The sequence below is a fragment of the Stenotrophomonas sp. NLF4-10 genome, from assembly GCF_022359915.1.
GTDB classification, from domain to species: Bacteria; Pseudomonadota; Gammaproteobacteria; order Xanthomonadales; family Xanthomonadaceae; genus Stenotrophomonas; species Stenotrophomonas daejeonensis.
Genome location: NZ_JAKSEE010000003.1, coordinates 1,884,444 through 1,911,159 on the forward strand (window position 1 = coordinate 1,884,444; position 26,716 = coordinate 1,911,159).

Genomic DNA, 26,716 nt, shown 5'->3' on the forward strand with positions numbered 1-26,716 from the left:
ACTCACCGAGCCATGCCGCTTTGACCACCGAAGCCCAAGTCATCAAGACCCAGTTGCCCAACCCACCGCCGTCCGTGCCGGCCCTGCTGGCCTCCGTCAAGGCGGCGCTGGAGGAACTCAAGGCCAAGGATGCGGTGCAGATCGACGTGCGCGGCAAGTCCAGCGTCGCCGACTACATGGTCATCGCCTCGGGCACCTCGACCCGCCACGTCAAGTCCATCGGCGACGAAGTGGTGCGCTTCGCCAAGGACCTGGGCGTGATGCCGCTGGGCGTGGAAGGCGAGCGCGAGGCCGAGTGGGTACTGGTCGACCTGGGCGACGTCATCGTCCACGTCATGCTGCCGCGGGTGCGCGAGTTCTACGCGCTCGAACGCCTGTGGACCGTGGGCGACCAGGCCCCGGCCGACGACGACGGCGTGCAGGACGCCGGCTGACCGGCCGCACCGGCACTGCCATGACGGCGCCGCGAGGCGCCGTCTTCGTTTCAAGCCCCCGCAAGGAGCCATGCGCATGAAAGCCCGCCTGATCGCCACCGGTGAACGCGCCCCGTCGTGGGTGGCGCAGGGCTTCGCCGAATACCAGAAGCGGCTGTCGCACTGGCTGCCGCTGGAACTGGTGGAGATCGAGCCGGGCCTGCGCGGCAAGGGCCGCGATGCGAAGCGCGCGATCGACGACGAAGGCAGGCGCGTGCTGGCGGCGCTGCCGAAGAACCCGTACGTGGTGGCGCTGGACGTGCCCGGCCGCCAACTGAGCTCCGAACAGCTGGCGCAGCGGCTGGAGCACTGGCGCGCGCAGGGCCGTGACCTCGCGTTCCTGATCGGCGGCCCGGAAGGGCACTCGCCGGAGGTATCGGCCACCGCCGACGAAAAGTGGTCGCTGGGCCCGCTGACCCTGCCGCACATGCTGGTGCGGCTGGTGGTGGCCGAACAGCTGTACCGCGCCGCGGCGATGTTGGCCAACCACCCCTACCATCGCGCGTGACAGGCGTATAGAATGCGCGTCCCCGCCCGAATAGCTCAGCCGGTTAGAGCACTTGACTGTTAATCAGGGGGTCGTTGGTTCGAGTCCAACTTCGGGCGCCAGACAGTGAAAAAGCCGCGAGCGATCGCGGCTTTTTCGTTTTGCGGCCGGCTCAACCCAGCTTGAAATCGACCGGGATCAGACCATAGGCCTGCACCGGCCGGCCGTTGTCGATGGCCGGCTGGAACTTCCAGCGGCGCAGCACCTGCGTGCGGGCGGCGTTGTCCAGGCTGCGGTTGCCGCTGCTGTGCTCGATGCTCACTTCCAGCGGCGCGCCGTCCTGGCCGACCAGCACGCGCAGGGTCACCGTGCCCTGGATGCCGGCCAGCAGCGCGTCGCGCGGGTAGGCCGGCGCCGGTGCGCGCAGGTAACGCAACTGCACGCCCTGAAGCGGCGTGGCCGGGCCGTCGCCGCCGACGGCCAGCGGGGTATCGACGACGGGGGCGACATCGACCGGCAGGTTCATCACCGCCTCGGTGGCGAATACCGGCACCGGTGCGGTTTCCACCGGTGCGGGCAGGGCCGGCTGGCGTGGCGGCGGCGTGATGCGGGTGATCGGCACCGTGGGCGGCGCCGGTGGCGGCGTCACCGGTTTCAGCTCCGGCACCTGCCAGCGGGGCTCGCGGGCCGTGTCGTTGCGGACCGGCGCTTGCGAGAGGGGAACCAGCAACAGGCCCAGCGCCAGTGCGTGCAGGGCGATGGCCGTGCTGTAGGCGAGGATGCGCGAGGTATCGAAGCGGATCGGGGACGTGCCGGATTGCGTGCGGACCATGTGCCACCTCCATGCGTGGGCGTGTGCCGGGAACAACGCGCGATGACGCGGGCCGGGGTTGCAGGAAGTGGCCCGCGTGTGGGCAGTGCGCCCGCAAATGCGGGTTACGGCAAGCGGGGGCGGGATTTCCGGTCAGCCGGCAGACAGGAACTGGGGCAAGGTGGCGGGGTGTACAGGAGCGCACCCTGGTGCGCGATGGGGCATTGCCGGGAAAGCTCCATCGCGCACCAAGGCGCGCTCCTGCAGGCAGACGAACCTCAACGGCCCAGTTCGAACACCACGTCCAGGTTGACCGACAGCGTGGTTTCGCCCGGCGACACCGCCGTGTCCATCTCGGCCTTGGCCGAACGCGCCATCGCCATCATCGGTACCGGGCGGAAGCCGCCGCTGCTGCCTTCGGAGATGCTGACGATGCGGCGCACGCGCAGGCCCAGCGACTTGGCATAGGTCTCGGCGCGGGCCTGGGCCTTCTTCAGCGCCGCCACGCGGGCCTCGTCGTAGACCGGCTCGGGCTGGTCGATCTCGAAGCTGGGGCCGTTGATCTGGTTGGCGCCCTGCGCGGCCAGGCTGTCCAGCACGCGGCCCAGCTTGGTGATGTCGCGGACCTTGAGGCTGACCGTGTTGCTGGCCTGGTAGCCGATGATCTTCGGCGCCTCGTTGTCGGCGTAGCGGTACTGCGGGCCGAGGTTGATGCCGCTGGTGCGGATGTCGCGCTCGGCGATGCCGGCGGCCTTGATCGCGGCCATCACCTTGTCCATCTGCACCGCGTTGGCGCGCATGGCGCTGTTGCCGTCGGCGGCCTGGGTGACCACGCCGGCCGACAGCGTGGCCACGTCCGGCACCCGCGTGGCCTCGGCCTGCGCGGAGATGTTGAGCAGGGTGGCGTCGCTGGCAACGGCGGTGGGGATGTTCTGGGCGTGGCTGGTCATCGGGGCTCCCAACGCGAAGGACAGGGCGAGCAGCAGCGGGGCGAGGGTGGTGTGGCGCATGGTGATCCTCCTTGGGTGGATGCTGAAGGTGAGACGGTGGCGATGAACGGGCAGTGAGGTCGGGTGGGGTCGGGTCGTTTCCGGTGGTGTTGCCCGGGGTTCAGGCCGGGGGCACAGGTTATGCTTCGACGATGCTCTACCTTGCCTCCCGTTCCCCCCGCCGCAACGAACTGCTCGCGCGCCTGGACGTTCCGTTCCGCGCGCTGGACCTGGAGGTGCCGGAAATCCGCGCCGCCACCGAGCCACCGGAAGCCTACGTGCGCCGGGTGGCACGGGACAAGGCGCGGGCCGGCTTCGCGCGGGTGGCCGGCGAGCCGCACGCCGTGGTGCTGGGCTCGGACACCGAGGTGGTGCTGGGCGAGCGCGTCTACGGCAAGCCGGCCGATGCCGCCGACGCGGCGGCGATGCTGCGCACGCTGGCCGGGCGCACGCACCGGGTCATCACCGCGGTGGCGCTGGTGGCGGATGGGCGCGAGGACGAGGTGGTGGTCGAGTCGGAGGTGACGTTCGTGGCGATGGACGAGGCCGAGATCGCCGCCTACGTCGCCGGCGGCGAGCCGATGGGCAAGGCCGGCGGCTACGCGATACAGGGCGGCGCCGAGCGCTGGATCAGCCGCCTGGCGGGCAGCTATTCGGGCGTGATGGGGCTGCCGTTGCAGCAGACCGCGGCGCTGCTGCGCGATTTTGGTGTTACCAAGGGTTGAACGGATGTCCGAAGAAATACTGGTGAACGTGACCCCGCGCGAAACCCGCGTGGCAGTGATCGAGAACGGCATGCTGCAGGAGCTGCACATCGAACGTGGTTGGCGCCGCGGCGTGGTCGGCAACATCTACAAGGGCCGGGTGCAGCGGGTGATGCCGGGCATGCAGGCGGCGTTCGTCGAGGTGGGGCTGGAGCGCGCCGCGTTCCTGCACGCCAACGACGTGGTGCGGCCGGCGCCGGTGGCCGCCGACACCGAGGAGACCGCGCCCAGCCTGCCGCTGCCGGCGTCGGTGCCGATCGTCGAGCTGCTGCGCGACGGCCAGGACGTGGTGGTGCAGGTGGTCAAGGACCCGATCGGCAGCAAGGGCGCGCGCCTGACCACGCAGATCAGCATTCCCTCGCGCTACCTGGTGCTGCTGCCGCAGTCGAAGATGGTGGGGGTGTCGGCGCGGATCGAGGACGAGGAGGAACGCGCCCGGCTCAAGGCGCTGGTGACCGAGATCTCGGCCCAGCACGGCGGCTACGGCTACATCGTGCGCACCAACGCCGAAGGCCAGCCGGCCGAGGCGCTGGCCGAGGACATCTCCTACCTGTCACGGGTATGGGCGGTGGTGGAGCGCCGCGGCCGCGAGGCGCCGCCGCGCAGCATCATTTACGAGGACCTGAGCCTGCCGCTGCGCTCGGTGCGCGACCTGATCCGCAAGGACGTGGAGAAGGTGAAGGTGGACTCGAAGGAAACCTTCGGCCAGCTGCAGGCCTTCGTCGCCAAGTACATGCCGGTGCTGGGCGAGAAGCTGGAGCTGTATACCGGCGACCGCCCGATCTTCGACCTGTACGGCGTCGAGGACGAGATCGTCCGCGCCCTGAACAAGCAGGTGCCGCTGAAGTCCGGCGGCTACCTGGTCATCGACCAGACCGAGGCGATGACCACCATCGACGTCAACACCGGCTCCTTCCTCGGCCAGCGCAACCTCGAGGAAACCGTGTTCCGCACCAACCTCGAGGCGGCGCAGGCGGTGGCGCGGCAACTGCGGCTGCGCAACCTCGGCGGCATCATCATCATCGACTTCATCGACATGACCGACCCCGAGCACCGCCGGCAGGTGCTGCGCACGCTGGAGAAGTCGCTGGCGCGCGACCATGCCAAGACCACGGTCTATGACTTCTCGCCGCTGGGGCTGGTGGAAATGACCCGCAAGCGCACGGTGGAGAGCCTGGAGCGGCAGCTGTCCGAGCCCTGCCCGGAATGCAGCGGCCGCGGCAGCATCAAGACCGCCGAGACGGTGACCTACGAGATCTTCCGCGAGATCACCCGCGCGGTGCGCCAGTTCGACGCCGCGCGGCTGCTGGTGATCGCCTCGACCAAGGTGGTGGCGCGCATCACCGAGGAGGAATCCACCGCGGTGGCCGAGCTGGAGGAGTTCCTCGGCAAGAGCATCCGTTTCCAGGCCGACGACCAGTACCTGCAGGAGCAGTACGACGTGGTGCTGCTGTGACCCGGCCGGTGCCGGGAGGCGGGGACGCAGGGGCTGGCATTCATTGCCGGTGTGGCAAGGTGGCTGGCCTTGCGTCCAGAGCCGGTGCCGCCGTTCCTCCTTGACGTCCGGCCCCCGTTTCCCGGCTTCCGACCCCGATGCCCACCCTGCTGCGCCACCGCCTGCGTCGCCTGCGCCGTTACGCGATCTACGCGACGGCGGGCGTGCTCGTGCTCGTGGCCCTGCTGGTGGGTACGCTCAACCAGTTGCTGCCGCTGGTCGAGCGCCACCCGGAGCGGGTGGCGGCATGGTTGAGCGAGCGGGCCGGGCAGCCGGTGGCGTTCGACACGCTGGACACCGCCTGGACCCGGCGCGGCCCGTTGTTGCAACTGGACGGCCTGCGCATCGGCGAAGGCGAGGGAGTGCGCATCGGCCGGGCCGAAGTGCTGGTGTCGCTGTATTCCGGCCTGTTGCCGGGCGCACCGCTGACCGAGCTGCGCCTGCGCGGGCTGGCGCTGACCCTGCAGCGCGCCGACGACGGTCGCTGGTCGGTACGTGGCCTGCCCAGCGCCAATGGCGGCGGTGACCCGCTGGAAACCCTGCGCCGCCTCGGCGAGCTGCAGGTGATCGGTGGCCGCCTGCGCCTGCATGCCCCGTCGCTGGGGCTGGATACCGAATTGCCGCGCATCGACCTGCGCCTGCGCGTGGATGGTGGGCGCGTGCGCGCCGGTGCCCGCGCCTGGATCGATAACGCTGCGCCGCCATTGACCGCGGTGCTGGATTTCCAGCGCCAGCGCGGCGACGGCACCGCTTGGCTCGCTGCCCCTTCTGCACTGGCGGCATGGGCGCCGCTGTTGCATTTCGGCGGCGTCGACGTGCGCGGGGGCAACGGCATGCTGCGCGGTTGGGTGGCGGTGCGCGACCACCGCGTCGCCTCGGTCATCGCCGATGCCGACCTGAAGGGCGTGGCGCTGGCCGGTGCCCCGTTCGTCGCGGGCGGGCCCGCGCCGGAGGCCGGCTTCGAGCGCCTGCAACTGCGCGCACGCTGGCGTCACCAAGGCGGCGACTGGCGACTGGACGCACCGCAGCTGAAGATTGCGACCGCGCAGGGCACGCAGGTGCTGGATGGCCTGCAACTGGCCGGCGGCCGGCAGTTCGCGCTGCGCGGCCAGCGGATCGACGTCACCCCGCTGCTGCGCATCGCCGCGTTGAGCGACAACGTGAAGCCGGGGTTGCGGCAGTGGCTGTACCGCGCCGCGCCGACCCTGCGCTTCGTCGACGTGGACATTGCCGGCCACGGCGATGGTTTGATGCGCGGCCACGGCGAACTGGAAGAGGCCGCGTTCGCCGCGGTCGGCCACAGCCCCGGCATGAGCGGCCTGCGCGGCCATTTCGAAGGCGATGGCCAGGCGCTGGCGCTGGACCTGCGGCCGGACCACGTGGTGCGCTTCGACTGGCCCACCGGCTTCGGCGTGCTGCACGAACTGAAGCTGGACGGTCGCGCCGTGGTCTGGCGCGAAGGCGCCGGCTGGCAGGTCGCCACCCCGGCGCTGCGGGTGCAGGGCCGCGATTACGCCGCCGACGTGCGCGGCGGGCTGTGGTTCCAGGGCGACGGCACGCGGCCGTGGATCAACCTGGCGGCCAAGCTCGACGACGTGCCGATGACCGCGGCCAAGGGCTTCTGGGTGCGCTCGAAGATGAGCCGGAAGGCGGTGGACTGGCTGGACGCGGCCTTGGTCGGCGGCCAACTGCGCGATGGCATCGGCCTGGCCGTGGGCGACCTGGACGACTGGCCGTTCGACGGCCGCGATGGCCGCTTCGAAGCCGGTGGCCATATCGACGACGGCACCATCCGCTTTGCCCACGACTGGCCGGAGATGCGCGGCGTCGATGGCGACATCGCCTTCATCGCCAACGGTTTCGAACTGCATGGCAAGGGCAACCTGGGCGGGGTCAAGGTCGATGCCTTCCAGGCTGGCGTCGCCGATTTCCACGAATCGCTGCTGCACGTGGACGCGCGCACGCGCGATGACAGCAGGCGCCTGCTGGCACTGCTGCGGCAGGGCCCGCTGCACGCCAGTCATGGCGAAACCCTGGATGCATTGGAAACCAACGGCCCGGCGGCGGTCGATTTCGGCCTGCGCCTGCCGCTGCACGGAGGCGAGGGCAAGGTCAGCGGCACGGTGGAACTGCGCGACGTCACCCTGGCCGACAAACGCTGGGACCTGCGCTTCGACAACGTGCGCGGCAAGGCCGAGTACGGCAGCGACGGTTTCCGCGCGCCGGCCCTGCAGGTCCGCCACAAGGAACATGACGGCGTGCTGTCGCTGGCCGCCGGCGCGCCGGTGACCGACCCGGGCAACGCATTCGAGGCCGAGTTGGCCGCGGAACTGGACGCGGCCGACCTGCTGGAACGTGCGCCGGAGCTGGGCTGGCTCAAGCCCTACATGCACGGCACCTCGCGCTGGCGCATCGGCGTGAGCCTGCCCAAGGCAGCCGAAGGCAGCGGCAGCGAACCGCCGACCACGCTGCGCCTGCACTCGGACCTGCAGGGCACGCGCCTGCAGTTCCCGGCGCCGCTGGACAAGCCGGCCGCCGATGCCCTGCCGACCCGGGTGACGGCCAGCCTGCCGCTGGGCAGCGGCACCACCGAGGTCGTTTTCGGCAAGCGCATGGCCCTGGCCGCACGCACCCGCAACGGCGGTACAGGCGTGCAGGTGACGCTGGGCAGCGAGCGCGTGAGCCGCGAACCGCCGGCCGATGGACTGGTGGTGGACGGCCACACGACGACGCTGGATGCGCTGGAATGGATCGCGCTGGCGCGCGGCCAGGGCAATGCCGGCGATGAAGGCATCGCGCTGAAACAGGTGGACGTGCTGGCCGACCGCCTGTTGCTGGTCGGCGGCCAGTTCGACCAGACCCGTCTGCGCCTGCGCCCGGGCAAGGATGCGGTGGCGGTGCAACTGGAAGGCCCGGCGCTGGTCGGCGACGTGCAGGTGCCGGTGGCCGAGGGCGGCACCGTCAGCGGCACGCTGGCGCGCGTGCACTGGCAGGCGGCACCGACGGCGGTGGGCGAGGCGGGCGACACCCCGTCCGACCCGATGGACCCGGCGAAGATCCCGCCATTGGCGCTGGACATCGACGACCTCGCGTTCGGCAAGGCGGTACTGGGCAGGACCACGCTGCGTACCCAGCCGCTGGGCGACGGCCTGCAGGTGACGCAGTTGCAGTTCCGCTCGCCGAAGCAGGCCATCGACATAACTGGGCAATGGCGCGGCATCGGCGCGCGGGCGCGCACCGATCTCGACGTGGCCGTGCGCAGCGAGAACCTCGGCGGGCTGATGGACAACCTGGGTTACGGCGGGCAGTTGCGCGGCGGGCAGGGGCAGATGCAGTTCAGCGCCGGCTGGGACGGCGCGCCGGCCGGGTTCAACCTGGCCGGGCTGGAAGGCACGCTGTCGTTCAACGCCCGCAACGGCCAGATACTGGAAGTGGAGCCCGGTGCCGGGCGCGTGCTGGGCCTGCTCAGCATCACCCAGCTGCCGCGCCGGCTGATGCTGGACTTCCGCGACTTCTTCTCCAAGGGCCTGGCCTTCAACCAGAGCGAAGGCCAGGTGCGGTTCGGCGACGGGCTCGCCCATACCGACGGGATCAACATGCAGGGCCCGGCGGTGGACATCGTCATCCGCGGCCAGGCCGACCTGCGCGCGCAGCGGTTCGACCAGACCATCGAGGTCAACCCGCGTTCGGGCAACCTGCTCACCGTGGTCGGCGCGGTGGCCGGCGGCCCGGTCGGCGCCGCGGTGGGCGCGGCCGCCAACGCCGTGCTGGGCAAGCCGCTGGGCGAGATCGGCGCGAAGACCTACCACGTCACCGGCCCGTGGAAGGACCCGCAGGTGGACGTGGCCGAGCGCGAGGAAGCGAAGAAGGGCGAGGCCCCCGGCACGCCGCGCTGAGAGCGTGCCGGCGGTGACGGTTCAGCCGTTTCCCTGTAGCATGCGTCCGGTCAGCGAGGGGCTGGCCGGATTCGACCGGGAAGCCCCTTCAGCTCAACGTCCAACCGGGGGTGCACTGGTTTCGACGGGGGTTGTGAAGTCGCTTGGCGCATGCCGAGGGGGTAGCTTTCCTCGTAAATCCAGCTGCAAAACTCATAGTTGCCAACGACGACAACTACGCTCTGGCCGCTTAAGGCCTAAGCCCCGAAACAGCTTGTGTCCGTGCTCGCTGCGTAGGGTCATCATCACGGAATCGCATGGGGTGGCTGCCCGCCAGCCTCAAGCTAGATAAAGCGGGCTGGCTCCGGGATGCGCTTTGCACGCCGTGCTGTCCCGGGGCGAGATTCAACGGCGAGCTAAGCATGTAGTGCCGGGGATGGAGTGCCTTCGGACGGCGGTTCGATTCCGCCCACCTCCACCATATAAAGGTCCCGCAAGGTACCGGAAACACCAAAAACCCCCGAGAAATCGGGGATTTTTCTTTTCCTGTTGTCTGGCGACATCTTTGCATGTCACTGGCGATCACCCAAGTTTGCGGGTACAAGTGCGGGTACGCGGTTACACGCAACGAGCCGTACCCTCAAACCAGATGCCCCCCCATGCCCAGGCTGACCTCCAAGCCACTATCACCCTCTGAAGTCGCAAACGCCAAGCCCGGCCCCAAGCCGTACAAGCTGCCTGACGGCGGCGGCATGTTCCTGTTGGTGAACCCAGACGGCTCCAAACTGTGGCGCTGGCGCTACCGCCGGCCTGTCATCGGGACGGAGAACATGCTGGGGCTCGGTACCTACCCTGAGGTGAAGCTGGCGCAAGCCCGCCAGCGGCGCGAGGAAGCCCGCACACTGGTCGCCCAAGGCACCGACCCCGGAGCGCAGCGAAAGGCAGAGAAGGCGGCCGGAGCCGAGCGGGCGGCAAAAAGTCTGGAGGTAGTGACTCGCGCTTACCAGGAGATGAAGGCCCGCGAGCGAACCAAGGGCACTTCCGATCGCTGCAAGGCGTGGATGGAGACACATGTTTTCCCCTACGTCGGGGCGCGACCAACAGCCGAGATCGAAGCCCCAGAGTTGCTGGCCTGCCTGCAACGACTGGTCAAGGCCGGCAAGCTGGAGAGTGCAGACCGCATCCGCTCGGAACTGTCTGCCGTATTCCGCTACGCCATCGCTGCAGGAATCGCCAAGCGCGACCCTGCCCATGATCTGCGTGGGGCGCTACCCAAGGCCGTCAAACGGCACTTCGCCTCCATCACCGACACCGGCCAGATCGCTGACCTATTGGGTTCTACCCCGAAATCACGGACGGTTGTGAAAGAGCTTGGAACTCCCGATCGCGCCTGGCGACTCTTCGCCGCATCCTCGGGTTATGGAACCGCTCGACGTATTCGAACACATCAGTCTTCGCTGCATCGAGTGTCAGGTACTTCGTGCGGTAGATCCGCTCGCGCTTGAGCACGCCGAAAAACCCTTCGCAGGCCGCGTTGTCGCCGCAGTGTCCCACCGCGCTCATCGAACAGACCAGGCCGTTTCTCGACAGATACCGCTGGTAGTCGCCGCTTCGGAATTGACTGCCGCGATCGGAATGCAGGATCACCGGCTCCGCGCCTTGCCGCTGCCATACCGCCATCTGCACCGCCCGGATCACCATGTGCCGGTCCTGCCTGTGGTGCATCGACCAACCCACCACGCGCTGGTCGAACAAATCCAGCACGATGCATAGATACAGCTTGCCTTGTCCTGTTTTGATCTCAGTGATGTCGGTGACCCATTTGGTCTCCGGCTCCAGTGCGGTGAAGTCCCGCTCCAGCAGGTTGCGCACGCCCGGAGGCGTGAGCGCCGGCCGTCCGCGCTGACCGCGCCGCTTCGGGCGCGGCCAGCCCTGCAAACCCTCGGCCGCCATCAGTCGCGCCACGCGGTTCAAGCTGGCCGACTCGCCCTGATCGACCAGGTCTTCGTGCATGCGACCGGCGCCGAGAGTGCCACGGCTGTCCTCGTGCATCTCGCGGATTCGCGCGGCCAGGCGCTGGTTGTCGCGCTGTCGGGCGCTGGGCAGTCGCTGGCTCCAGTCGTAGTAACCGCTGGCCGACACCTTCAGGCAGCGGCACATCAGTCGAACCGGAAACGCGTCGCGGCAACGTTCGATCACCTGATACCTCAGGATGATCCCTTGGCAAAGAACGTCGCCGCTTCTCGCAAAAAATCCCGTTCCTTCCTCACCCGGGCCAGCTCGCGCTTGAGGCGGGCCAGCTCTTCGTCCCGGGGCGTCCCGCTGCCGCCGAAAGCCACCACCCCCTGGCTCTGGGCTTCCCGCTTCCAGCGGGTCAACAGGGTGTCGCGGATCCCCAACTCCCGAGCCACTTGGGCACAGCTCACACCCGGCTGGCTGGCCTGCTCAATAGCACCGCGCTTGAACTCGGCGCTGAACTTCCTTCGCTTCGACATGAACACTCCTCAGGCCTCGATCGGCCTTCTCGTAAGTGTCCGTGAAAACGGGGGTGAACCCGTTACGAAAAACCCCGCGGATGCGGGGTTTTTCGTTTGACGATGACTCCAGCCCGGCACTTCGCTGGGCCACCTTGGTTCTATGGTCATCAATCTTGTCCAAGCTTCTGAAGGTAGGCGCAGAACATGTCGGCCATCGCATTGGCATAGGCTTCGATTTCCGCCTTGGTCCGCCGTGTTTGGGAAAAACTGCTGCCAACGGTGCTGAGCGTCGTGAAGATGAGATCGCCCGCCAACTCGCGGGTCGCAGCGGAAGCCTTTGGCAAGGCTTCCATCATGAAGGCATCGGCCATCCGGTCACCTTCGGCACGGGCTTGGTGCGCCTCCGGGCTGTTGCGATAGAGCGGGGCCGCGTCATTGAGCGCACCGCGAATCTCGGCTTCTTCGCACTCTGAGCGAAGGAAGGCATGCACGAGGGTACGCAGGCGTTCTGGGTACGGCGCACTCGCATCTTCGAGGATGTTTCGCAGCATCCGGGTCGTCTGCATCCACTCATCAACCTGGAGACGAAACAGGATCGACGCCTTGTTGGGGAAATACTGATAGATCGACCCGACGCTGACGCCGGCTTTCTCGGCGACGCGCGCGGTGGTGAATCGGGTGGCTCCTTCCTGGGCCAGGACTTGGGTGGCGGCTTCCAAGATGGCTGCGACCAGTTCGGTCGAACGTGCCTGTTGCGGCTGTTTGCGCGAGGCGATCTGCGGACGGCGGCGGGTAGTCATGGTGGAGTGGCGGTGCAAGGCTCAGGGCGCGGAAATCCGATCGGACTACCGCATCTTTTAATGCGATCAATTGTTCGCAAATTAGCGCGGCATGGGGCATCGCCTCAACCCATCGGTTGATGGCCAGCGTGATCCTCGTTGTCGCCGGGGCACGCACATATCGGTGATCCCCTGAGACCCCCTTGGGGGCGACCCTTCAAGGACACGCCGGATGGATGACCACTCTGCGTTGCAACGAAGCCCCGATCTTCCCTGACGAAAAACCTGAATGTTCTGCGCCCTCTTGGCCTCTGTGGATGCCGATGAATCTGCACGATCGCCGTGTTTCCAAGGCAAACACGGTGATTCGTGCCTCGGTTCGGGGTGGGGAAAACGCGAACTGGAACGCGAATTTCCAATGCGAGGGATTGATCATATTATTTCAAAAACGCGAATAATTAGTCGCGTTTATCCACCCCGCGGCGAGGCACTGCCTCCACCAACCCTGGACCGGACAACTCCATGACTTCAACACTGACCACCGCGCCATTGGCACCCTTGCTGGACCGCTTGTTCGAGCAGGCCGATCGCGCCACCAGCCCGGCAATGGCTGGCATTTCCCGCGAGGAAGGTGAGCGCCTGATGCGCAGCAAGACCGAATACCTCGACTTCTATCGCCGCGCCAAGGACATGTGGCTACCGGTTTCGCGCGAGACCGGCGTGCTGCTGTACCAACTGGCACGCAGCACGAACGCGCGCAACATCGTCGAGTTCGGCACCTCGTTCGGACTCTCGACCCTGTACCTGGCGGCGGCGCTGCGCGACAACGGCGGCGGCCGCCTGATCGGCAGCGAGTTCGAGCCCTCGAAGGTCGCCAAAGCCCGCCAGCATCTGGTCGAAGGCGGCGTGGACGATCTGGTCGAAATCCGTGAGGGCGATGCCCTGAAAACGCTGGCTGCGGACCTTCCCGAATCCATTGACCTGCTGCTGCTCGATGGCGCCAAGTCGATCTATTGCGAAGTTCTCGATCGGGTCGAGAGTCGCCTGCGGCCCGGCGCGCTGATCGTCGCCGACAACGCCGACTACAGCCCTGACTACGTGGCGCGCGTTCGCTCTCCGGGCACCGGCTACCTGTCCCTTGCCTTCGGTGAGGACGTGGAGCTGTCCCTCCGACTAATTTGAATCAACCAGCCGAACGGGAGATTTTGCAATGCACGTATTTGTCACTGGCGCCACGGGCTGGGTCGGCTCTGCCACGGTTGAGGATTTGCTCGCCGCTGGCCATCGCGTCACGGGCCTGGTCCGTTCCACCGACAAGGCGGCTTCGCTCACGGCCAAGGGTGCGAAAGCCGTACAGGCCACGCTCGACGACCTGGATACATTGCGTGCGGTCGCTTCCACGGCCGACGCGGTGATCCACACCGCATGGGGCAGCGACTACTCCAGATTCATCGAGAACTGCGAGCAGGACCGTCGCGTGATCGATGCGCTGGGTGCCGCACTGGAAGGCTCGGACCGTCCGTTGCTGGTGACATCCGGCCTGCTGGGGCTGCCAAGTGGGGCGAAGGAGTCAGATCTGCCCAATCCGGCTTCGCCCCGCAAATCGGAGGCCACCGCGCGCGCATGGGCCGAGCGCGGGGTACGTACGGCAACGGTGCGCCTGGCCCCGTCGGTGCACGGGCCTGGCGATCACGGCTTCGTGCCCATCCTCATCCGCATGGCGAAGCAGAAAGGCGTCTCGGCTTATCTGGGCGACGGCCAGAACTGCTGGGCCGGCGTATACCGGCTGGACGCCGCGCGCGTCTTTCGTCTTGCCTTGGAACAGGGCGTCACCGAATCGATTTATCACGCGGTCGCTGACGAAGCGATTCCCTTCAAGATGATCGCCGAAGCCATCGGTGGCCGCCTGAGCCTGCCGGTCGAGCCGCGCGAACCCGAGCATTTCGGCTGGTTCGGCCACTTTGCCCGCGCAAACATGTCCGCTTCCGGCGCAAGCACCCGTGAACGGCTCGGCTGGAAGCCCGAAGGCCCGAGCCTGCTCTCCGACCTGGGCCAGCCCGGCTACTACGCCGACTGATCTTTCGTGCTCAATCCCTGATTGTGTCCATGTCTCGACAACAGCCTCTTTCCCCGCAACGCAGTCATCATCTGTTGAGCCGATGATGAAGTGCCCGGCATGCAACCGACGCCTGAAGGCATCGGTCCGGGTGCTTGTCCTCGTTTCCGCCTGTCCCCGGCATTGCCGGGGACGGGCGGCGGGGCTTACTGGAGCAGGTTGAGCACGTTCTGCGGCACCTGGTTGGCCTGCGCCAGCATCGCGGTGCCGGCCTGCTGCAGGATCTGCGTGCGGGTCAGCTCGGCGGTTTCCTTGGCGTAGTCGGCGTCGCGGATGCGGCTGCGCGAGGCCGAGAGGTTTTCCGAGGTGGTGGCCAGGTTGGCGATGGTGGAGGTGAAGCGGTTCTGGATCGCGCCCATCTCCGCGCGTGAGCCGCTCACTGCGGTCAGGGCCTTGTCCACCATCTCCAGCGCGCGCTGGGCGCCGGCGAAGTCCGCGATGTCCAGGTCTTCCAGGTGGACCTGGGCGGTGCCGGCCGCCGCGGTGACCGGGCCGAAGGCGCTGAAGTTCACGGTGGCGTCGGTGTCGTTGGAGGTGCCGCCGGTGACCGAGTCCAGGTCCTGGCCCGACTTCAGCGAGGTCAGCTTGATCTCGTAGGTGCCGCTTCCCGCGGGCGTCTCGGCCAGTTCGGCATACAGGCCGGTCTGGTCCAGCTTGTCGTTGAACGCCTGGACGACCTTCTGCTGCACGTCCTTGGTGGTGTCGGTGTCGCCGACCTTGACGTCGTTCAACGTGACCGACTTGCTCTGGCCGGCGGTGCTGATGTTGACGGTGATGCCGCTGATGGTGCCCGAGGCCGTCGAGGCCGTGGTCACGCCGGCGCCGCTCACCGAATCGGCGAAGCCGGCCCGGCCCAGTTCGTTGATGTTGGCATCGACGATGCTGCTGATGCCGATGGTCTGGCCGGCGTCGGCGCCGACCTGGAACAGGGCGCCGGTGAAGTCGCCGTTCAACAGCTTGGTGCCGTTGAAGCTGGTCTGGTTGGCGACGCGGTCGATTTCGCTCAGCAGCTGCTGCACTTCGGCATTCAGCGCTTCGCGGTCGCTCTGCGAGTTGGTGGCGTTGGCCGACTGCACCGCCAGTTCGCGGATGCGCTGCAGGTTGTTGCCGATCTCGACCATCGCGCCTTCGGCGGTCTGCGCCAGCGAGATGCCGTCGTTGGCGTTGCGCACGGCCACGTCCAGGCCGCGGATCTGGGTGGTGAAACGCTCGGAAATGGCCAGGCCGGCGGCGTCGTCCTTGGCGCTGTTGATGCGCAGACCCGAGGACAGGCGCTGGATGCTGGTCGCCAGGCTGGTGCCGGTGGTGTTCAAGTTGCGCTGGGCGTTCAGCGACATGATGTTGGTGTTGATGACTTGTGCCATGGGACTTCTCCGTTGCTCTCGGGGTCGTGCGTGAAAGGGGAATCGGTGTGGGGCGGTGTCTGGATCAGCGGATCATGTTGAACAGCGACATGGACTGCATTTGCGTGAAGATGGTCTGCGCGGCCTGCAGCGAGGCTTTTTCGAGCTGGTACTGGCCGATGGCCTCGGCGTAGTCGAGGTCGCGCAGCTGCGACAGCGAATCCTTCAGGGTGATGGAGTTCGCTTCGCGCAGCGACGCTGCGTTGTCGATGGCGCTCAGCTGGGCACCGCCGGCTGCGCGGGCATCGATCATCTTTTCCGACGCGCGGGCGACGTCGCGCAGGCTGGACTGCAGCAGGTTCTGCTGCGCGGTGCGGTCGGCGCTGGTGGCCGTGTCCATGTTCAGCGCCTGCACCAGCCGGTCGATGGTGGAAAACACGTCGCGGTTGCCGGCCTGGCCGACGTTGAATTCGTCGCCGGCCACGGGCACGCCGGTCAGTTGCATGCGCAGGCCCTGGAACACGATGTCCTGGCCTTCGGAATAGGTGCCGCCGCCGACCGGGTTGCCCAGTTCGTCGAGGATGTCGTAGGTGTCCGGGCCGCTGAAGCGCACGGTGTAGGACTCGCCGTTCCAGGTGGCGCTGCCGTCGCGGCTGACGTTGGTCAGCACGCCCTGGCCGCCATTGCCGGTGGCGGCGCTGCCGTCGATGCTGCCGTCGCCGGTGCGGATGCGCATGAAGATCTCGCTGCCGGGCAGGGCGTCCTGCACGAAGCTGCCCGGCGCCACTTCCACCTGGCGCTGGGTCTGGTCGCCGTTGTAGACGATGCTGCCGCCGATGGAGGAGAACGGCGGCGCGCCGTCGTTGCTGCCGCCGAACAGGTAGCGGCCGCTGCCGTCGGTGCTGTTGGCCAGCGAGAGCAGCGCGTCGCGCACCGACTTCAGCTCGGCGCTGACGCTCTTGCGGTCCTCGGTGGACAGCGCGGCGTTGTTGGCCTCGAGGGTCAGCTCGGTGACGCGGGTGAGCAGTTCGCCGGCCTGGGCCAGCGCGTTTTCCTGCAGGCCCAGGCGGTTCTGCACGTTGGCGGCGTTGGCGCCGAGCTGTTCCAACTCGGCCAGCACGCGGTCCATGCCGACGGCGGTGCCGGCGGCGACCGGGTCGTCCTTGGCGGTGACCAGCTTCTGCCCGGTGGCGAGCTGCCGTTCGAGCTGGTTCATCTTGCTCTGCCGGGACAGCATCAGGAACACCGACTGGTCGTACATCATGTTGCTGGAGATGCGATTGTTCATCAGCCCACCGCTCGCAGGATCGATTGGAACAGGGTGTCGGCGGTGGAAATCAGTTGCGAGGCGGCCTGGTAGGCCTGCTGCAGGCGGAGCATGTCCGCCGCCTCCTCGTCCAGATTGACACCGGAAATGGCGTCGCGCGTGGCCTGCGCGTTCTCGTTGATGACCTGCTGCGCCTGCAGCGAATAGTCGGCCGCGCGCGCGGCGGCGCCGACCTGGGTGGTCAGCCCGCCCAGCGCGCCGTTGAGGGTGATGGTGCCGCCGTTGAAGGACTTGGCGTCCTCGACCGCAGCCAGCCGCGTGGCGTTGCCGTTGTCGCTGGAGCCGGCCTGGTTCGGGGCGACGATGAACTGGTCGCCGGCCGCCGGCTTGCCATCCAGCACCAGGCTCCAGCCATTGGCGCTGATGACCTGCCCGGGGACGTAGGGGAACGGGCCGGCGCCGTCGATGGTGTAGTTGTCGGCGTCGATGAACTCGATGCTGGCCTGGTTGAGCAGGGCGGTGTCGGTGGCGTCGGTCACATCCACCTTGCCGGCCACGCCGGTGCCGATGTTGCCCAGGTCGGCGCTGGCGCGCACCGGGTTGGCGGCGGCGATGCGCGAGGGGTCGGTGATCGCCACCGACAGGCCGTTGGTGGCCGTGGCGGTGGGTTGCAGCAGGAAGCGGTCGTTGAGCGACGGGGTGCCGCTGATCGTCAATTCGATGCCGTTGACCACGTAGGTCGGGCCGGTGCCGGTCATCGGCACCTGCACGCCGGTGTCGGTGCGGGTGGCGATCCAGTTGCTGCCGTCGAAGCGCAGCTGCAGGTTCTGGCCGTCGAGCGCGGCCAGGTCGTCGTAGCTGGCGCTGATGCTGGCGGTGCTGCCCGGGTCGTTGCCGCTGTGCGCGGACACCTTGGGCGGGGCCAGGTTGAAGAAGTCCACGCCCATGTCGCCGTACAGGTCCATGCCTTCGCGGTGGCTCTGGTTGAACTCCAGCGCCATGCCCACGGCGATGCGGCCCAGTTCGGCCTGCGCCGGGGCGAGGATGGTGTCGCGGAACTCCAGCAGGCCGCCGATGCTGCCGCCCAGCGCCTTGCCGTCCAGGGTGATGGTCTGGCCCTGGGTCACCAGCGCCAGCTGCAGGCGCTCGGGCTGGTACGGGTCGGCCACGGTGGTGACCTTGGAGGCGCTGGTGCCCACCACCAGCGCGTTGCCGCCGGCCGAGTAGACGTTGATGATGCCGCCGTCCTGGATCACCGCGGTGCCGCCGGTGTAGCCCACCAGCTGCGTGATCAGCTGGTCGCGGCGGTCGAGCAGGTCCGGCGCGGCCTTGGCCACGTTGCTGCCGATGACGCCGTTGATCTGGGCGATCTCCGCGGCCAGCCGGTTGACCTCGTCGGCGGCGGCCATCAGCCCGTTGTTGACCTCGCTGCCCAGCGATTCCAGGTTGGCCGACATGCTCTTGAAGCGGTTGACCAGGGTGTTGGCGCTGTCCAGCACGCTGCGCCGGTCGGCGCTGCCGGCGGCATTGGCGGACAGGCCGCTGATCGAGTCGAAGAAGTTCGACCACACGCCGCTCAGGTTGGTGGCGCTGTCGGAGAACAGGGAATCGACGCGGTCGGCCATCGCCGAGAGCTGCTGCAGGCGTGCCAGTTCGCCGTTGCTGTCGAGCAGGCGCGAGATCGCCAGCTGGTCGGCCACCCGGCGGATGTCGGTGATCTTGGTGCCGTTGCCGACCGTGGCGTAGCCGGCGTCGGTGGGCGAGCGCGTGGCGAAATCCACCTTCTGCCGGCTGTAGCCGTCGGTGTTGATGTTGGCGACGTTGTGGCTGGTGGTGGCCAGTGCGCGCTGGAAGGCGAGCAGGGCGCTGGTGCCGGTGGAAAGGACGCTGGGCATGGGCGGCTACCTCAACGACGGACCAGGCCGGACAGGCCGGTGGCGTTGGCGAAGGATTGGCCCAGCCGCGCGCCGGCTTGGCCGATGGCGGCCACGGCGCGGTCGATGGTGGGGCCGGCGGCGATGGCGGCGATCTTGGCGGCGTAGCCCGGGTCGGTGGCATAGCCGGCGCGCTGCAGGCCCTGGGCGAAGCCGCGCACGTCGGTGCCGGCCTTCAGCGCGGCCTGGTAGCGCGGGCTGTTCTTCAGCATGCGCACGTAGTCGCCGAAGCTCTCGGCCGGCGAGCCGTAGGCGCGGAAGCTGGCGGTTTCGTTGCGGCGCTGGCCGTCGACGTATTCGTGGGTGGCGGCGGTGGCGCTCTCGCCCTTCCAGCCGGTGGCCTTGATGCCGAACAGGTTGTGGCTGCTGCCGCCGTTGGCGCGCTTGATGTTGCGGCGGCCCCAGCCGGTCTCCAGTGCGGCCTGGGCGACCAGCGCGCGCGGGTTGACGCCCAGCTCGCGCGCGGCGCGCTCGGCATGCGGCCAGATGCTGGCGACGAAGCCTTCCGGGGTATGCGTGCCGAGCTGGTCGGCGGCGGCGTTGGCGCTGGCCGCGTCGAGCGCGCCGCCGTTGTCGGTGGCCGGGCCGACGCCGCTCCAGCGGTCGTTGGCGGCCGCCCAGTCTTCGGCCCAGTCCGCGGCGCCCGGCAGGGCGTCGGCGGAACGGGGGGCGTTGCCGCCCAGCGCCGCATGCAGGCTGGCGGTGTCGCGGCCGGCGATCAGGTCCAGTGCCTGCTGTTCAGGCGTGTCCGGGTGGTTGCCGGTCATGGCGTCCAACCCGTAGCTGCCGGGCTTGCCCGGCAGGGGGCTGGCCCCGCCGAAAGCCTCCTGCCGGGCAAGCCCGGCAGCTACATAGGCGCGCGCGGCTTTTGCCGGGTTCAGGCTGGTATCCAGCGCCGGCTGCGTGGCCTGTTCGCCGCCGCCGAGCTGGCGGGCGATCATCGCCGACAGGCCGAGGCCGCGGCCCTGGGTCATCGCCTCGGCGATCTTCTGGTCGTACATCTCGCGGAACATCTGGTTCTCGCCGGGGAACAGCGAATCGCCGAAGCTGGCCTCGCGCATGCTCTTGATCAGCATCTGCGCGAACTGGCCTTCCAACTGGCGCGCGACCTTGTCGATCTTCGCCGGGTCATTGGCGGAGACCGGGTTCAGCGCCAGCGGTTGCGCGGCGATGCGCATGGTCAGATCACCTCCAGCTCGGCGCTCAGCGCGCCGGCCTGCTTGAGCGCTTCCAGGATCGCGATCAGGTCGCCGGGGGCGGCGCCGACCTCGTTCACCGCGCGCACGATCTCGTCCAGCGTGGCGCCGCCGTCGAAGCGGAACATGCGGCTGCCCTCGTTGCTGGCGGTGATGGACGACTGCGGCGCGGCCACGGTCTGGCCGCCGGCGAAGGCGTTGGGTTGGCTGATCTGCGTCGATTCGCTGACGGTCACCGTCAAGGAACCGTGCGCGATCGCCGCCGGGCTGACCCGCACCTGCGAGCCGATCACCACGGTGCCGGTGCGCGAATTGACCACGACCTTGGCCGGGGCGGTGCCGGGCGACAGCTCGATGTTCTCGATGCGCGCCAGCAGGCCGATGCGCGCGCCGGGGTCGGTCGGCGCCTGCACCGCGACGGTGACGCCGTCGACCGCGCGCGCGGCGCCTTCGCCGAAGGTGTTGTTCAGCGCGCTGACCATGCGCGCGATGGTGGTGAAGTCGTTGTGGTGCAGGTTCAGGGTGATCTCGCCGCTGCCGTCGAACACGTCGGGCAGGGCGCGCTCGACCGTGGCGCCGTTGGGGACGCGACCGACGCTGGGCACGTTCACCGACACCCGCGAGCCGTCCTTGCCCTGCGCGCCGAAGCCGCCGACCACCAGGTTGCCCTGGGCGATGGCATAGACCTGGCCGTCGGCGCCCTTCAGCGGCGCCATCAGCAGCGAGCCGCCGCGCAGCGACACCGCGTTGCCGATCGAGGACACGGTGATGTCGATGGTCTGGCCGGGCTTGGCGAACGGCGGCAGCTCGGCGTGGATCGCCACCGCCGCGACGTTCTTCAGCTGCGGGTTGACGTTGGCCGGCACGTTGACGCCCAGCTCGCCGAGCATGTTCTTCAGGCTCTGCACGGTGAACGGCGCCTGGCTGGTGCGGTCGCCGCTGTTGTCCAGGCCGACGACCAGGCCGTAGCCGACCAGCGCGTTGCCGCGCACGCCGCCGACCTGGGCCAGGTCCTTGATGCGCTCGGCATGGGCGGGCAGGGCGCAGGTGGCCGCGACGAGCAGCACGACGGCGTGGCGGAGGAATGCGGGAGTCTTCATGGCCATGCTCAGTACGGCGACAGCCGCGAGTTGAAGAAGCGGCCCAGCCAGCCCATCGCGTTGGACTGCGCCACCGCGCCGCGGCCGCCGTAGGCGATGCGCGCGTCGGCCACCTTGCTGGAGGCGATGGTGTTGTCCGGGGCGATGTCGGCCGCGCGCACGATGCCCTGGATCTGCACCAGCTCGTCGCCCTGGTTCAGGCGCAGGTTCTTCTGCCCCTGCACGACCAGGTTGCCGTTGGGCAGGCGCTGGATCACGGTGACGGTGACGCTGCCCTGCAGCTTGTTGCTCTGCGCGCTGTTGCCCTTGCCGGCGAAATCGCGTTCGCCGCTGGCCGAGGCCGACAGGATGTCCTTGCCGCCCAGCGTCACCGGCGCGCCGAACAGGGTCGGCGAGCCGATGCCGATGCTCGAATCCTTGCTGATGGCGGTGCTGGCGCTGGTGCTGGCGGTGGTGCTCTCGACCAGGGTGATGGTCAGCAGGTCGCCGACGTCGCGGGCGCGGCGGTCGCCGTACAGGTTCAGGCCGGGGCCGGCGGCATAGATCGCGCCGGCGGAGGGTTCGGCCATCGGCGCCACCAGCGGCTGCATCGGCGCCAGCGCCGGGTAGGGGCGGATGTCGCCGGCCACGGTGCAGCCGCCCAGCAGGGCAATGCAGGCCAGGGCGGCGGCGGAAGGGAATGTGCGGGACGGGCGGGCCATGACGATTTCCGGAAGCGGTGCGGTCAGACGTTGTTGTTCAGGTAGCCGAGCATCGAGTCGGTGGTGGAGATGGCCTTGGCGTTCATCTCGTAGGCGCGCTGGGTCTCGATCATCGACACCAGCTCCTCCACCACGTTGACGTTGCTGCCCTCCAGCGCGCCCTGCACCACGGTGCCGAGGCCGTTGAGACCGGGGGTGCCGTTCTGCGCCGGGCCGGAGGCGGTGGTTTCCAGGTACAGGTTCTCGCCCTTGGCCTGCAGGCCGGCGGGGTTGATGAAGTCGGTCAGGGTCAGCGAGCCGATCTCCAGCGAGGCGGCCTCGCCGGCCATCTGCACGCTGATGGTGCCGTCGCTGCCGATGGTCATCGACTGCGCGCCTTCGGGGATCTGGATGCCCGGCTGCACCGGGTAGCCGCTGTTGGTGACCAGCTCGCCCTGCGCGTTGATCTGGAAGCTGCCGTCGCGGGTATAGGCCGAGGTGCCGTCGGGCATCATCACCTCGAAGAAGCCGCGGCCGTTGACCATCACGTCCAGCGCACGGCCGGTCTGCTGCTGGCTGCCCTGCTGGAAGTTCTTGGAGGTGGCGACCACGCGCACGCCGGTGCCCAGTTGCAGGCCGGTGGGCAGCTGGGTCTGCGCCGAGGAGGAACCGCCGGGCTGGCGCACCTGTTGGTACAGCAGGTCCTCGAAACTGGCGCGGTCCTGCTTGAACCCGGTGGTGTTGGTGTTGGCCAGGTTGTTGGAGACCACGGACATGCGCGTCTGCTGCGCGTCCAGCCCGGTCTTGGCGACCCACAATGCCTGATTCATGGTGCGGTTCCTCTGCGGATGACACCGGCCGCGATGGCCGTTGCCAGAGGCAATGCATGCGGCGTGCCAAAACGCGAGAAGTGAGTGGAGAGGGGTGAGGAGTGAGCGAAGGCGGGGCTCGCCGTAGGCACCGGGCTTGCCCGATGGTGCGGAGGCTTTTTCGGTAATGCCCCATGCGGGGCAAGCCCCGCATCTACGGTGGTCGGCGGTGTGGGTGCCGACCGTTGGTCGGCATGTTCAAGGCTGCCCGACCAACGGTCGGGCACCACCAAAACAGCCGAGTAGGTCGGGGCTATGCCCCCGACGTGCGACCTTGCACGTGTCGGGGGCATAGCCCCGACCTACTCGGCTACGAGCGCCGTGGAGGGCTTCAGCCGTTCAGGCGCAGCAGGGTGTTGGCGCTGCGCGCGTTCTCGTCGACGTTCTTGATGACCTTGACCTGCATTTCGTACTGGCGCTGCAGTTGGATCATCTGCACCAGCGCGCCGGCGGCATCGACGTTGCTGGCTTCCAGCATGCCGCTGTCCAGCGTCTTGCCCGCCGCCAGCGCGAACGGCTGCAAGGGTTCGGTGTTGCGGAACAGGCCGTCCAGGCCGCGTTCGAGCCGCTCGTCCGGGGCCTGCACCACCTTCAATCGGCCGATCGTCGCCATCGTCTGCGGGCCTTCGCCCAGCGGGATGATCGACAGGGTGCCGTCATGGCCGATCTCGATGGCCTGGTGCGGCGGCACCGCCACCGGGTTGTTGTTCTCGTCCAGCACCGGGTTGCCGCTGGGGGTGACCAACTGGCCGTTGGGGGTAAGCGTCAACGCGCCGGCGCGTGTGTAGGCCTCCGAGCCGTCGCGGGCCTGCACCGCCAGCCAGTTGCCCGGTTGCAGCGACAGGTCCAGCGCGTTGCCGGTGATCTGCTGCGCGCCGACGCGGCGGTTGAAACCGGCGTCGACGTGCATCGCGTCGATGCGCGAGGCATAGCCCGGCCCCTGGACCGGGAAGGCCTGGGTGTTGGCCAGTGCCTCCTTGAAACCGGGCGTGTCGGAGTTGGCCAGGTTGTGCGACACGGTGGCCTGCGCCTGCAGCGAGGCGCTGGCTCCGGTCATGGCAACGTAGAGGGCTTTGTCCATGAGGGGCGGGGACCGGGGAGTGGGGCGGGGAACAGGGAAGGGGGAACAGGGAATGACGCAGGGCCGGGGCGGAAGTTTCGGGAGCGAGGACGGCGAGCAGACATCCGTTTCGCCTCATTCCCCGCTCCCTGTTCCCGCATTCCCCGCTTTAACGGATATTGATGACCGTCTGCGTGATCTGGTCCTGGGTCGACACCATCTGCGCGTTGGCCTGGAAGTTGCGCTGGGCCACGATCATGTTCACCAGCTGCTCGGTCAGGTCCACGGTGGAAGCCTCCAGCGAGCCGGCCTGGATCTGGCCGAAGTCGGAGGTGTCCGGGGCACCGGTGCGCGGGGTGCCGGAGGCGTAGGTTTCCACCCAGAGGTTGTTGCCCTTGCTCAGCAGGCCCTGCGGGTTGTTGAAGGTGGTCAGCGCCACCTGGCCCAGCGGGCGGTCGGCGCCGTTGGAGTAGCGCGCGTAGACGATGCCTTCCTCGGAGATGCTGATCTCGTTGAGCTTGCCCGAGGCATAGCCGTCCTGGCGCACGTCGCGCATGGCGAACTTCTCGCCGTACTGGGTGGAGCCGGTCACATCCAGGGTCAGGTTCACCACGCCGGCGCCGGTGGTCGGGGTGAACGGGTCCAGCGCGATATGGCCCGGCGGCGGCGGGGTGACCAGCGCGCCGCTGTCGGAAAACTCCAGCGTGGTCGGCGCGCCGGCCGACTGACCGTCCACGTAGTTGTACATCTGCCACTGGTTGGGCACGTTGGTCTTGACGAAGTACGAGGTCTGGGTGTGGCCGACGCCCAGCGAGTCGTACACGGTCACGCCGCCGGTGGAGTGGTTGTAGCTGTTGGAATCGGCCGGGTCGAACGCGGACACCGGCTCGTCGGCATTGCCGGGCAGGGTGAAGCCGAGGTTGACCAGGGTGCTCTGCCGCGGCGGGCTGTCGGTGGTCAGCAGCTGCAGGTCGGTCAGCGCCCCGTCGAAGCGGGTGCCGTCGGCATTGGGCGCGTACACCTGCAGGCGCGCGCCCTGCGGGTTGACCACGTAGCCGGCGTTGTCGGTCTGGAAGTTGCCTGCGCGCGAGTAGACGCGGTAGCCGTTCATGTCCAGGGTGAAGAAGCCTTCGCCCTCGATGGCCAGGTCCAGGCTGCGGCCGGTCTGGTCGATGTTGCCCTGCGAGAACTGCTGGGCCACGTTGGTCAGGCGCACGCCGGCGCCGATGGCGTTGCGCGACAGGCCGTAGCTGGTGGCGCTGAACAGGTCGGCGAACTCGGCGCGCGATTCCTTGAAGCCGGTGGTGTTGACGTTGGCGATGTTGTTGGCGGTGACGTTCAGGTCGGCATTGGCGGCGTTGATGCCGGACAGCGAGATGTTGAAGCCCATGATGTCGGTACTCCCGGGGAATGGTGTGCGGTAGCTCAGCTGACGCGGAGCACGTAGTCGAGCGGGGCGGCGCCCAGCCCCTTGAGGTTCAGGTACAGCCCGTCCGAACCGACGGTCACGCTCTCCACCTCCGCCTGCACGTAGGTGCTGAGCGTGCTCTGCGCGCCCTCGCCGTCGGTGTAGGTGGCGGTGACGTTGTAGGCCCCGGCCGGCATGCGCTTGCCGTCGGCATCGGTGCCGTCCCACTGGAACTGGACCTCGCCGGACGCTTCGGCCGGCACGCTCAGCTGGGTGACCTTGACGCCGTTGGCGTCGGTGATGTCGATGGTGACGTAGCCGCTGCCGGGGGCGGCCACGGTGCCGCTGGCGCCGCCACCGTCCTCCAGCGAGAGCTTGGTCGAGGGCACCAGCACCTCGTGGCCGACCAGCGCCGCGCCCTTCAGGATCTGGTCGCCGGCCATCGCCTGCTGGAAGCCGGAGACGGTGTCGTTCAGGTCGCTGATGCCCTGCACCGTGGACAGCTGCGCCATCTGCGCGACCATCTGGCTGTTGTCCATCGGCTTGAGCGGGTCCTGGTGCTGCAGCTGGGTGGTCATCAGGCGCAGGAAATCGGCCTGGTCCAGGGTGTCCTTCTTCTTGCTGCTCTGCGAGGCCGCTGCGGTCAGGCCGAGCGAGCCGAACAATTCGTTGTTGGCGGGAACGCTGCTCATGGCGGGTGTCCTCAGCGGCCCATCGACAGGGTGGCCAGGGTCAGTTCCTTGGCGGTGGTGAGCATTTCCACGCCGGCCTGGTAATTGCGCGAGGTGGAGATCAGGTTGACCATCTGCGCCACCGGGTCGATGTTGGGCGAGTAGACGTAGCCGTCGGCGTCGGCCAGCGGGTGGTTGGGTTCGTAGCGCTGCAGCGGCGGCGCCTCGCTCCGGGTGATTTCCTTGACCTGCACGCCGGTCAGGCGCGGGTCCTCGCGGCTGGTGACGGCCTGGAAGATAGGCTCCAGCGGCTTGTAGGCGGCCTCGGCCGAGCCGGCCACCGAATCGGCGTTGGACAGGTTGGAGGCGATGGTGCTCATGCGCACCGACTGCGCCTGCAGGGCCGAGCCGGCGATGTCGAAAATGGGCAGGTTGCTCATGCTGTTCTCCCTTGCTGGCCGGCTTACTGACCGGTGATCGCGGTCATCATCGAGCGCACCTTGGACTCGACGAAGCTCAGCGAGGCGCGGTATTCCAGCGCGGCGCGACCGTAGGCGGCGCGCTCGGCGTCGGGATCGACGGTGTTGCCGTCCAGGCTGGGCTGCACGCCCTCGCGCAGCACCTGGAACGGGTTGAGGCCATCGATGCTGCCGGTGCGGTAGTGCTGTTCCGAGGTGGAGGCCAGCAGGCCGTTGCCGCCGCTGCCGGCGGCTTCGCGCAGGGCGGCGTCGAAATCGAGGTCGCGGGCCTTGTAGCCGGGCGTGTCGGCGTTGGCCAGGTTGCCGGCGATCAGCTTCATGCGCTGCTCGCGCAACGGCATGGCCTGGGCGTGGACCCCGAGATAGTCGGAAATCAGGTTGGACACGGCGGTCTCCCGCGGAACGTTGCCCGGGGAGTTGCAAGTGGTGTGCCAGAACCCCGC

At 68.3% G+C, this 26,716-nt stretch carries 23 protein-coding genes, 1 tRNA gene and 1 other RNA gene; 9 read left to right on the plus strand and 16 right to left on the minus strand.

Going from position 1 to position 26,716, the window contains the following annotated elements; translation table 11 throughout:
* The first annotated feature begins 20 nt into the window (after nucleotides 1–20).
* The 3 genes from rsfS to MIC98_RS08840 all read left to right on the plus strand — a co-directional run bounded on the left by rsfS (nucleotide 21) and on the right by MIC98_RS08840 (nucleotide 1,082).
* Entirely contained in the window at nucleotides 21–434 is a 414-nt protein-coding gene (gene rsfS, locus MIC98_RS08830) for a ribosome silencing factor (RefSeq protein WP_239736895.1), read from the plus strand.
* Between the two features lie 76 nt (nucleotides 435–510).
* Nucleotides 511–981, plus strand: a complete 471-nt coding sequence (gene rlmH, locus MIC98_RS08835) for a 23S rRNA (pseudouridine(1915)-N(3))-methyltransferase RlmH (protein ID WP_057641996.1) — start codon at nucleotides 511–513, stop codon at nucleotides 979–981.
* A 24-nt stretch (nucleotides 982–1,005) separates the two neighbouring features.
* Nucleotides 1,006–1,082: transfer RNA gene (locus MIC98_RS08840), tRNA-Asn, on the plus strand.
* Nucleotides 1,083–1,132: 50 nt separating this feature from the next.
* Here the strand turns inward: MIC98_RS08840 and MIC98_RS08845 are convergent.
* Nucleotides 1,133–1,792, minus strand: a complete 660-nt coding sequence (locus MIC98_RS08845; protein WP_239736896.1) for an energy transducer TonB — start codon at nucleotides 1,790–1,792, stop codon at nucleotides 1,133–1,135.
* Between the two features lie 257 nt (nucleotides 1,793–2,049).
* Nucleotides 2,050–2,781 carry an SIMPL domain-containing protein gene (locus MIC98_RS08850; protein WP_057641762.1) on the minus strand — a complete coding sequence of 244 codons (732 nt, stop codon included), beginning with the start codon at nucleotides 2,779–2,781 and terminating at the stop codon, nucleotides 2,050–2,052.
* Between the two features lie 131 nt (nucleotides 2,782–2,912).
* Here MIC98_RS08850 and MIC98_RS08855 point away from each other — a divergent pair, with 131 nt between their 5' ends.
* The 4 genes from MIC98_RS08855 (at nucleotide 2,913) to ssrA (ending at nucleotide 9,375) form a co-directional block, all read left to right on the plus strand.
* Nucleotides 2,913–3,485, plus strand: a complete 573-nt coding sequence (locus tag MIC98_RS08855; protein ID WP_239736897.1) for a Maf family nucleotide pyrophosphatase — start codon at nucleotides 2,913–2,915, stop codon at nucleotides 3,483–3,485.
* Between the two features lie 4 nt (nucleotides 3,486–3,489).
* A complete protein-coding gene (gene rng, locus MIC98_RS08860) occupies nucleotides 3,490–4,980 on the plus strand; it encodes a ribonuclease G (RefSeq protein WP_057641760.1) in 1,491 nt (496 codons plus the stop codon).
* Nucleotides 4,981–5,117: 137 nt separating this feature from the next.
* Nucleotides 5,118–8,915, plus strand: coding sequence for a YhdP family protein (locus tag MIC98_RS08865; protein WP_239736898.1), 3,798 nt, complete (start codon nucleotides 5,118–5,120; stop codon nucleotides 8,913–8,915).
* 106 nt (nucleotides 8,916–9,021) lie between these two features.
* Nucleotides 9,022–9,375, plus strand: a transfer-messenger RNA (tmRNA) gene (gene ssrA / locus MIC98_RS08870).
* Nucleotides 9,376–10,232: 857 nt separating this feature from the next.
* On the opposite strand, the gene MIC98_RS08875 is transcribed toward ssrA, so the two are convergent.
* Together MIC98_RS08875 and MIC98_RS17045 are read right to left on the minus strand one after the other, a co-directional pair.
* A protein-coding gene (locus tag MIC98_RS08875) for an IS3 family transposase (protein WP_239734866.1) occupies nucleotides 10,233–11,389 on the minus strand; the annotation gives its coding sequence in 2 pieces (ribosomal slippage) (nucleotides 10,233–11,149 and nucleotides 11,149–11,389; 1,158 coding nt in all).
* A 149-nt stretch (nucleotides 11,390–11,538) separates the two neighbouring features.
* Nucleotides 11,539–12,171, minus strand: coding sequence for a TetR family transcriptional regulator (locus tag MIC98_RS17045; protein ID WP_275584491.1), 633 nt, complete (start codon nucleotides 12,169–12,171; stop codon nucleotides 11,539–11,541).
* 501 nt (nucleotides 12,172–12,672) lie between these two features.
* On the opposite strand from MIC98_RS17045, the gene MIC98_RS08890 reads away from it, so the two are divergent.
* Nucleotides 12,673–13,332 carry a class I SAM-dependent methyltransferase gene (locus MIC98_RS08890; protein ID WP_239736899.1) on the plus strand — a complete coding sequence of 220 codons (660 nt, stop codon included), beginning with the start codon at nucleotides 12,673–12,675 and terminating at the stop codon, nucleotides 13,330–13,332.
* Between the two features lie 28 nt (nucleotides 13,333–13,360).
* Nucleotides 13,361–14,227: an SDR family oxidoreductase gene (locus MIC98_RS08895; protein WP_239736900.1), complete on the plus strand. Its 867-nt coding sequence runs from the start codon at nucleotides 13,361–13,363 to the stop codon at nucleotides 14,225–14,227.
* 185 nt (nucleotides 14,228–14,412) lie between these two features.
* Here the strand turns inward: MIC98_RS08895 and MIC98_RS08900 are convergent, their stop codons facing one another.
* The 12 genes from MIC98_RS08900 to flgB all read right to left on the minus strand — a co-directional run bounded on the left by MIC98_RS08900 (nucleotide 14,413) and on the right by flgB (nucleotide 26,659).
* Entirely contained in the window at nucleotides 14,413–15,630 is a 1,218-nt protein-coding gene (locus MIC98_RS08900) for a flagellin (RefSeq protein ID WP_239736901.1), read from the minus strand.
* 64 nt (nucleotides 15,631–15,694) lie between these two features.
* The gene (gene flgL, locus MIC98_RS08905) at nucleotides 15,695–16,897 is read right to left on the minus strand and encodes a flagellar hook-associated protein FlgL (protein WP_239736902.1); all 1,203 of its coding nucleotides are present in this window, start codon (nucleotides 16,895–16,897) and stop codon (nucleotides 15,695–15,697) included.
* Complete coding sequence (gene flgK / locus MIC98_RS08910; protein WP_239736903.1) at nucleotides 16,897–18,771, minus strand: flagellar hook-associated protein FlgK; 1,875 nt, start codon at nucleotides 18,769–18,771, stop codon at nucleotides 16,897–16,899. Before flgK ends, flgL begins: the two co-directional genes overlap by 1 nt.
* Nucleotides 18,772–18,782: 11 nt before the next feature.
* Nucleotides 18,783–19,988: a flagellar assembly peptidoglycan hydrolase FlgJ gene (flgJ, locus tag MIC98_RS08915; RefSeq protein WP_239736904.1), complete on the minus strand. Its 1,206-nt coding sequence runs from the start codon at nucleotides 19,986–19,988 to the stop codon at nucleotides 18,783–18,785.
* Between the two features lie 2 nt (nucleotides 19,989–19,990).
* The gene (locus tag MIC98_RS08920; RefSeq protein ID WP_239736905.1) at nucleotides 19,991–21,112 is read right to left on the minus strand and encodes a flagellar basal body P-ring protein FlgI; all 1,122 of its coding nucleotides are present in this window, start codon (nucleotides 21,110–21,112) and stop codon (nucleotides 19,991–19,993) included.
* A gap of 2 nt (nucleotides 21,113–21,114) precedes the next feature.
* A complete protein-coding gene (flgH, locus tag MIC98_RS08925; RefSeq protein WP_239736906.1) occupies nucleotides 21,115–21,807 on the minus strand; it encodes a flagellar basal body L-ring protein FlgH in 693 nt (230 codons plus the stop codon).
* Nucleotides 21,808–21,830: 23 nt separating this feature from the next.
* The gene (gene flgG / locus MIC98_RS08930; protein ID WP_239736907.1) at nucleotides 21,831–22,616 is read right to left on the minus strand and encodes a flagellar basal-body rod protein FlgG; all 786 of its coding nucleotides are present in this window, start codon (nucleotides 22,614–22,616) and stop codon (nucleotides 21,831–21,833) included.
* Between the two features lie 370 nt (nucleotides 22,617–22,986).
* Nucleotides 22,987–23,736, minus strand: coding sequence for a flagellar basal body rod protein FlgF (locus MIC98_RS08935; protein WP_239736908.1), 750 nt, complete (start codon nucleotides 23,734–23,736; stop codon nucleotides 22,987–22,989).
* A gap of 148 nt (nucleotides 23,737–23,884) precedes the next feature.
* The gene (gene flgE / locus MIC98_RS08940; protein WP_239736909.1) at nucleotides 23,885–25,105 is read right to left on the minus strand and encodes a flagellar hook protein FlgE; all 1,221 of its coding nucleotides are present in this window, start codon (nucleotides 25,103–25,105) and stop codon (nucleotides 23,885–23,887) included.
* 35 nt (nucleotides 25,106–25,140) lie between these two features.
* Entirely contained in the window at nucleotides 25,141–25,815 is a 675-nt protein-coding gene (locus MIC98_RS08945) for a flagellar hook capping FlgD N-terminal domain-containing protein (RefSeq protein WP_239736910.1), read from the minus strand.
* 11 nt (nucleotides 25,816–25,826) lie between these two features.
* Nucleotides 25,827–26,234, minus strand: a complete 408-nt coding sequence (gene flgC, locus MIC98_RS08950; protein WP_057641975.1) for a flagellar basal body rod protein FlgC — start codon at nucleotides 26,232–26,234, stop codon at nucleotides 25,827–25,829.
* Between the two features lie 23 nt (nucleotides 26,235–26,257).
* The gene (flgB, locus tag MIC98_RS08955) at nucleotides 26,258–26,659 is read right to left on the minus strand and encodes a flagellar basal body rod protein FlgB (protein WP_239736911.1); all 402 of its coding nucleotides are present in this window, start codon (nucleotides 26,657–26,659) and stop codon (nucleotides 26,258–26,260) included.
* Between the last annotated feature and the right edge of the window lie 57 nt (nucleotides 26,660–26,716).

Coding starts and splice junctions, on each gene's coding strand:
- flgJ (WP_239736904.1), bottom strand. CDS start 19,988: ATGCGCATCGCCGCGCAACCGCTGGCGCTGAACCCGGTCTCCGCCAAT.
- MIC98_RS08935 (WP_239736908.1), bottom strand. CDS start 23,736: ATGGACAAAGCCCTCTACGTTGCCATGACCGGAGCCAGCGCCTCGCTG.
- flgG (WP_239736907.1), bottom strand. CDS start 22,616: ATGAATCAGGCATTGTGGGTCGCCAAGACCGGGCTGGACGCGCAGCAG.
- flgC (WP_057641975.1), bottom strand. CDS start 26,234: ATGAGCAACCTGCCCATTTTCGACATCGCCGGCTCGGCCCTGCAGGCG.
- MIC98_RS17045 (WP_275584491.1), bottom strand. CDS start 12,171: ATGACTACCCGCCGCCGTCCGCAGATCGCCTCGCGCAAACAGCCGCAA.
- MIC98_RS08895 (WP_239736900.1), top strand. CDS start 13,361: ATGCACGTATTTGTCACTGGCGCCACGGGCTGGGTCGGCTCTGCCACG.
- MIC98_RS08855 (WP_239736897.1), top strand. CDS start 2,913: ATGCTCTACCTTGCCTCCCGTTCCCCCCGCCGCAACGAACTGCTCGCG.
- flgL (WP_239736902.1), bottom strand. CDS start 16,897: ATGAACAATCGCATCTCCAGCAACATGATGTACGACCAGTCGGTGTTC.
- MIC98_RS08850 (WP_057641762.1), bottom strand. CDS start 2,781: ATGCGCCACACCACCCTCGCCCCGCTGCTGCTCGCCCTGTCCTTCGCG.
- MIC98_RS08865 (WP_239736898.1), top strand. CDS start 5,118: ATGCCCACCCTGCTGCGCCACCGCCTGCGTCGCCTGCGCCGTTACGCG.
- MIC98_RS08900 (WP_239736901.1), bottom strand. CDS start 15,630: ATGGCACAAGTCATCAACACCAACATCATGTCGCTGAACGCCCAGCGC.
- MIC98_RS08920 (WP_239736905.1), bottom strand. CDS start 21,112: ATGGCCATGAAGACTCCCGCATTCCTCCGCCACGCCGTCGTGCTGCTC.
- rng (WP_057641760.1), top strand. CDS start 3,490: ATGTCCGAAGAAATACTGGTGAACGTGACCCCGCGCGAAACCCGCGTG.
- MIC98_RS08845 (WP_239736896.1), bottom strand. CDS start 1,792: ATGGTCCGCACGCAATCCGGCACGTCCCCGATCCGCTTCGATACCTCG.
- flgK (WP_239736903.1), bottom strand. CDS start 18,771: ATGCCCAGCGTCCTTTCCACCGGCACCAGCGCCCTGCTCGCCTTCCAG.
- MIC98_RS08890 (WP_239736899.1), top strand. CDS start 12,673: ATGACTTCAACACTGACCACCGCGCCATTGGCACCCTTGCTGGACCGC.
- MIC98_RS08945 (WP_239736910.1), bottom strand. CDS start 25,815: ATGAGCAGCGTTCCCGCCAACAACGAATTGTTCGGCTCGCTCGGCCTG.
- flgH (WP_239736906.1), bottom strand. CDS start 21,807: ATGGCCCGCCCGTCCCGCACATTCCCTTCCGCCGCCGCCCTGGCCTGC.
- flgE (WP_239736909.1), bottom strand. CDS start 25,105: ATGGGCTTCAACATCTCGCTGTCCGGCATCAACGCCGCCAATGCCGAC.
- rlmH (WP_057641996.1), top strand. CDS start 511: ATGAAAGCCCGCCTGATCGCCACCGGTGAACGCGCCCCGTCGTGGGTG.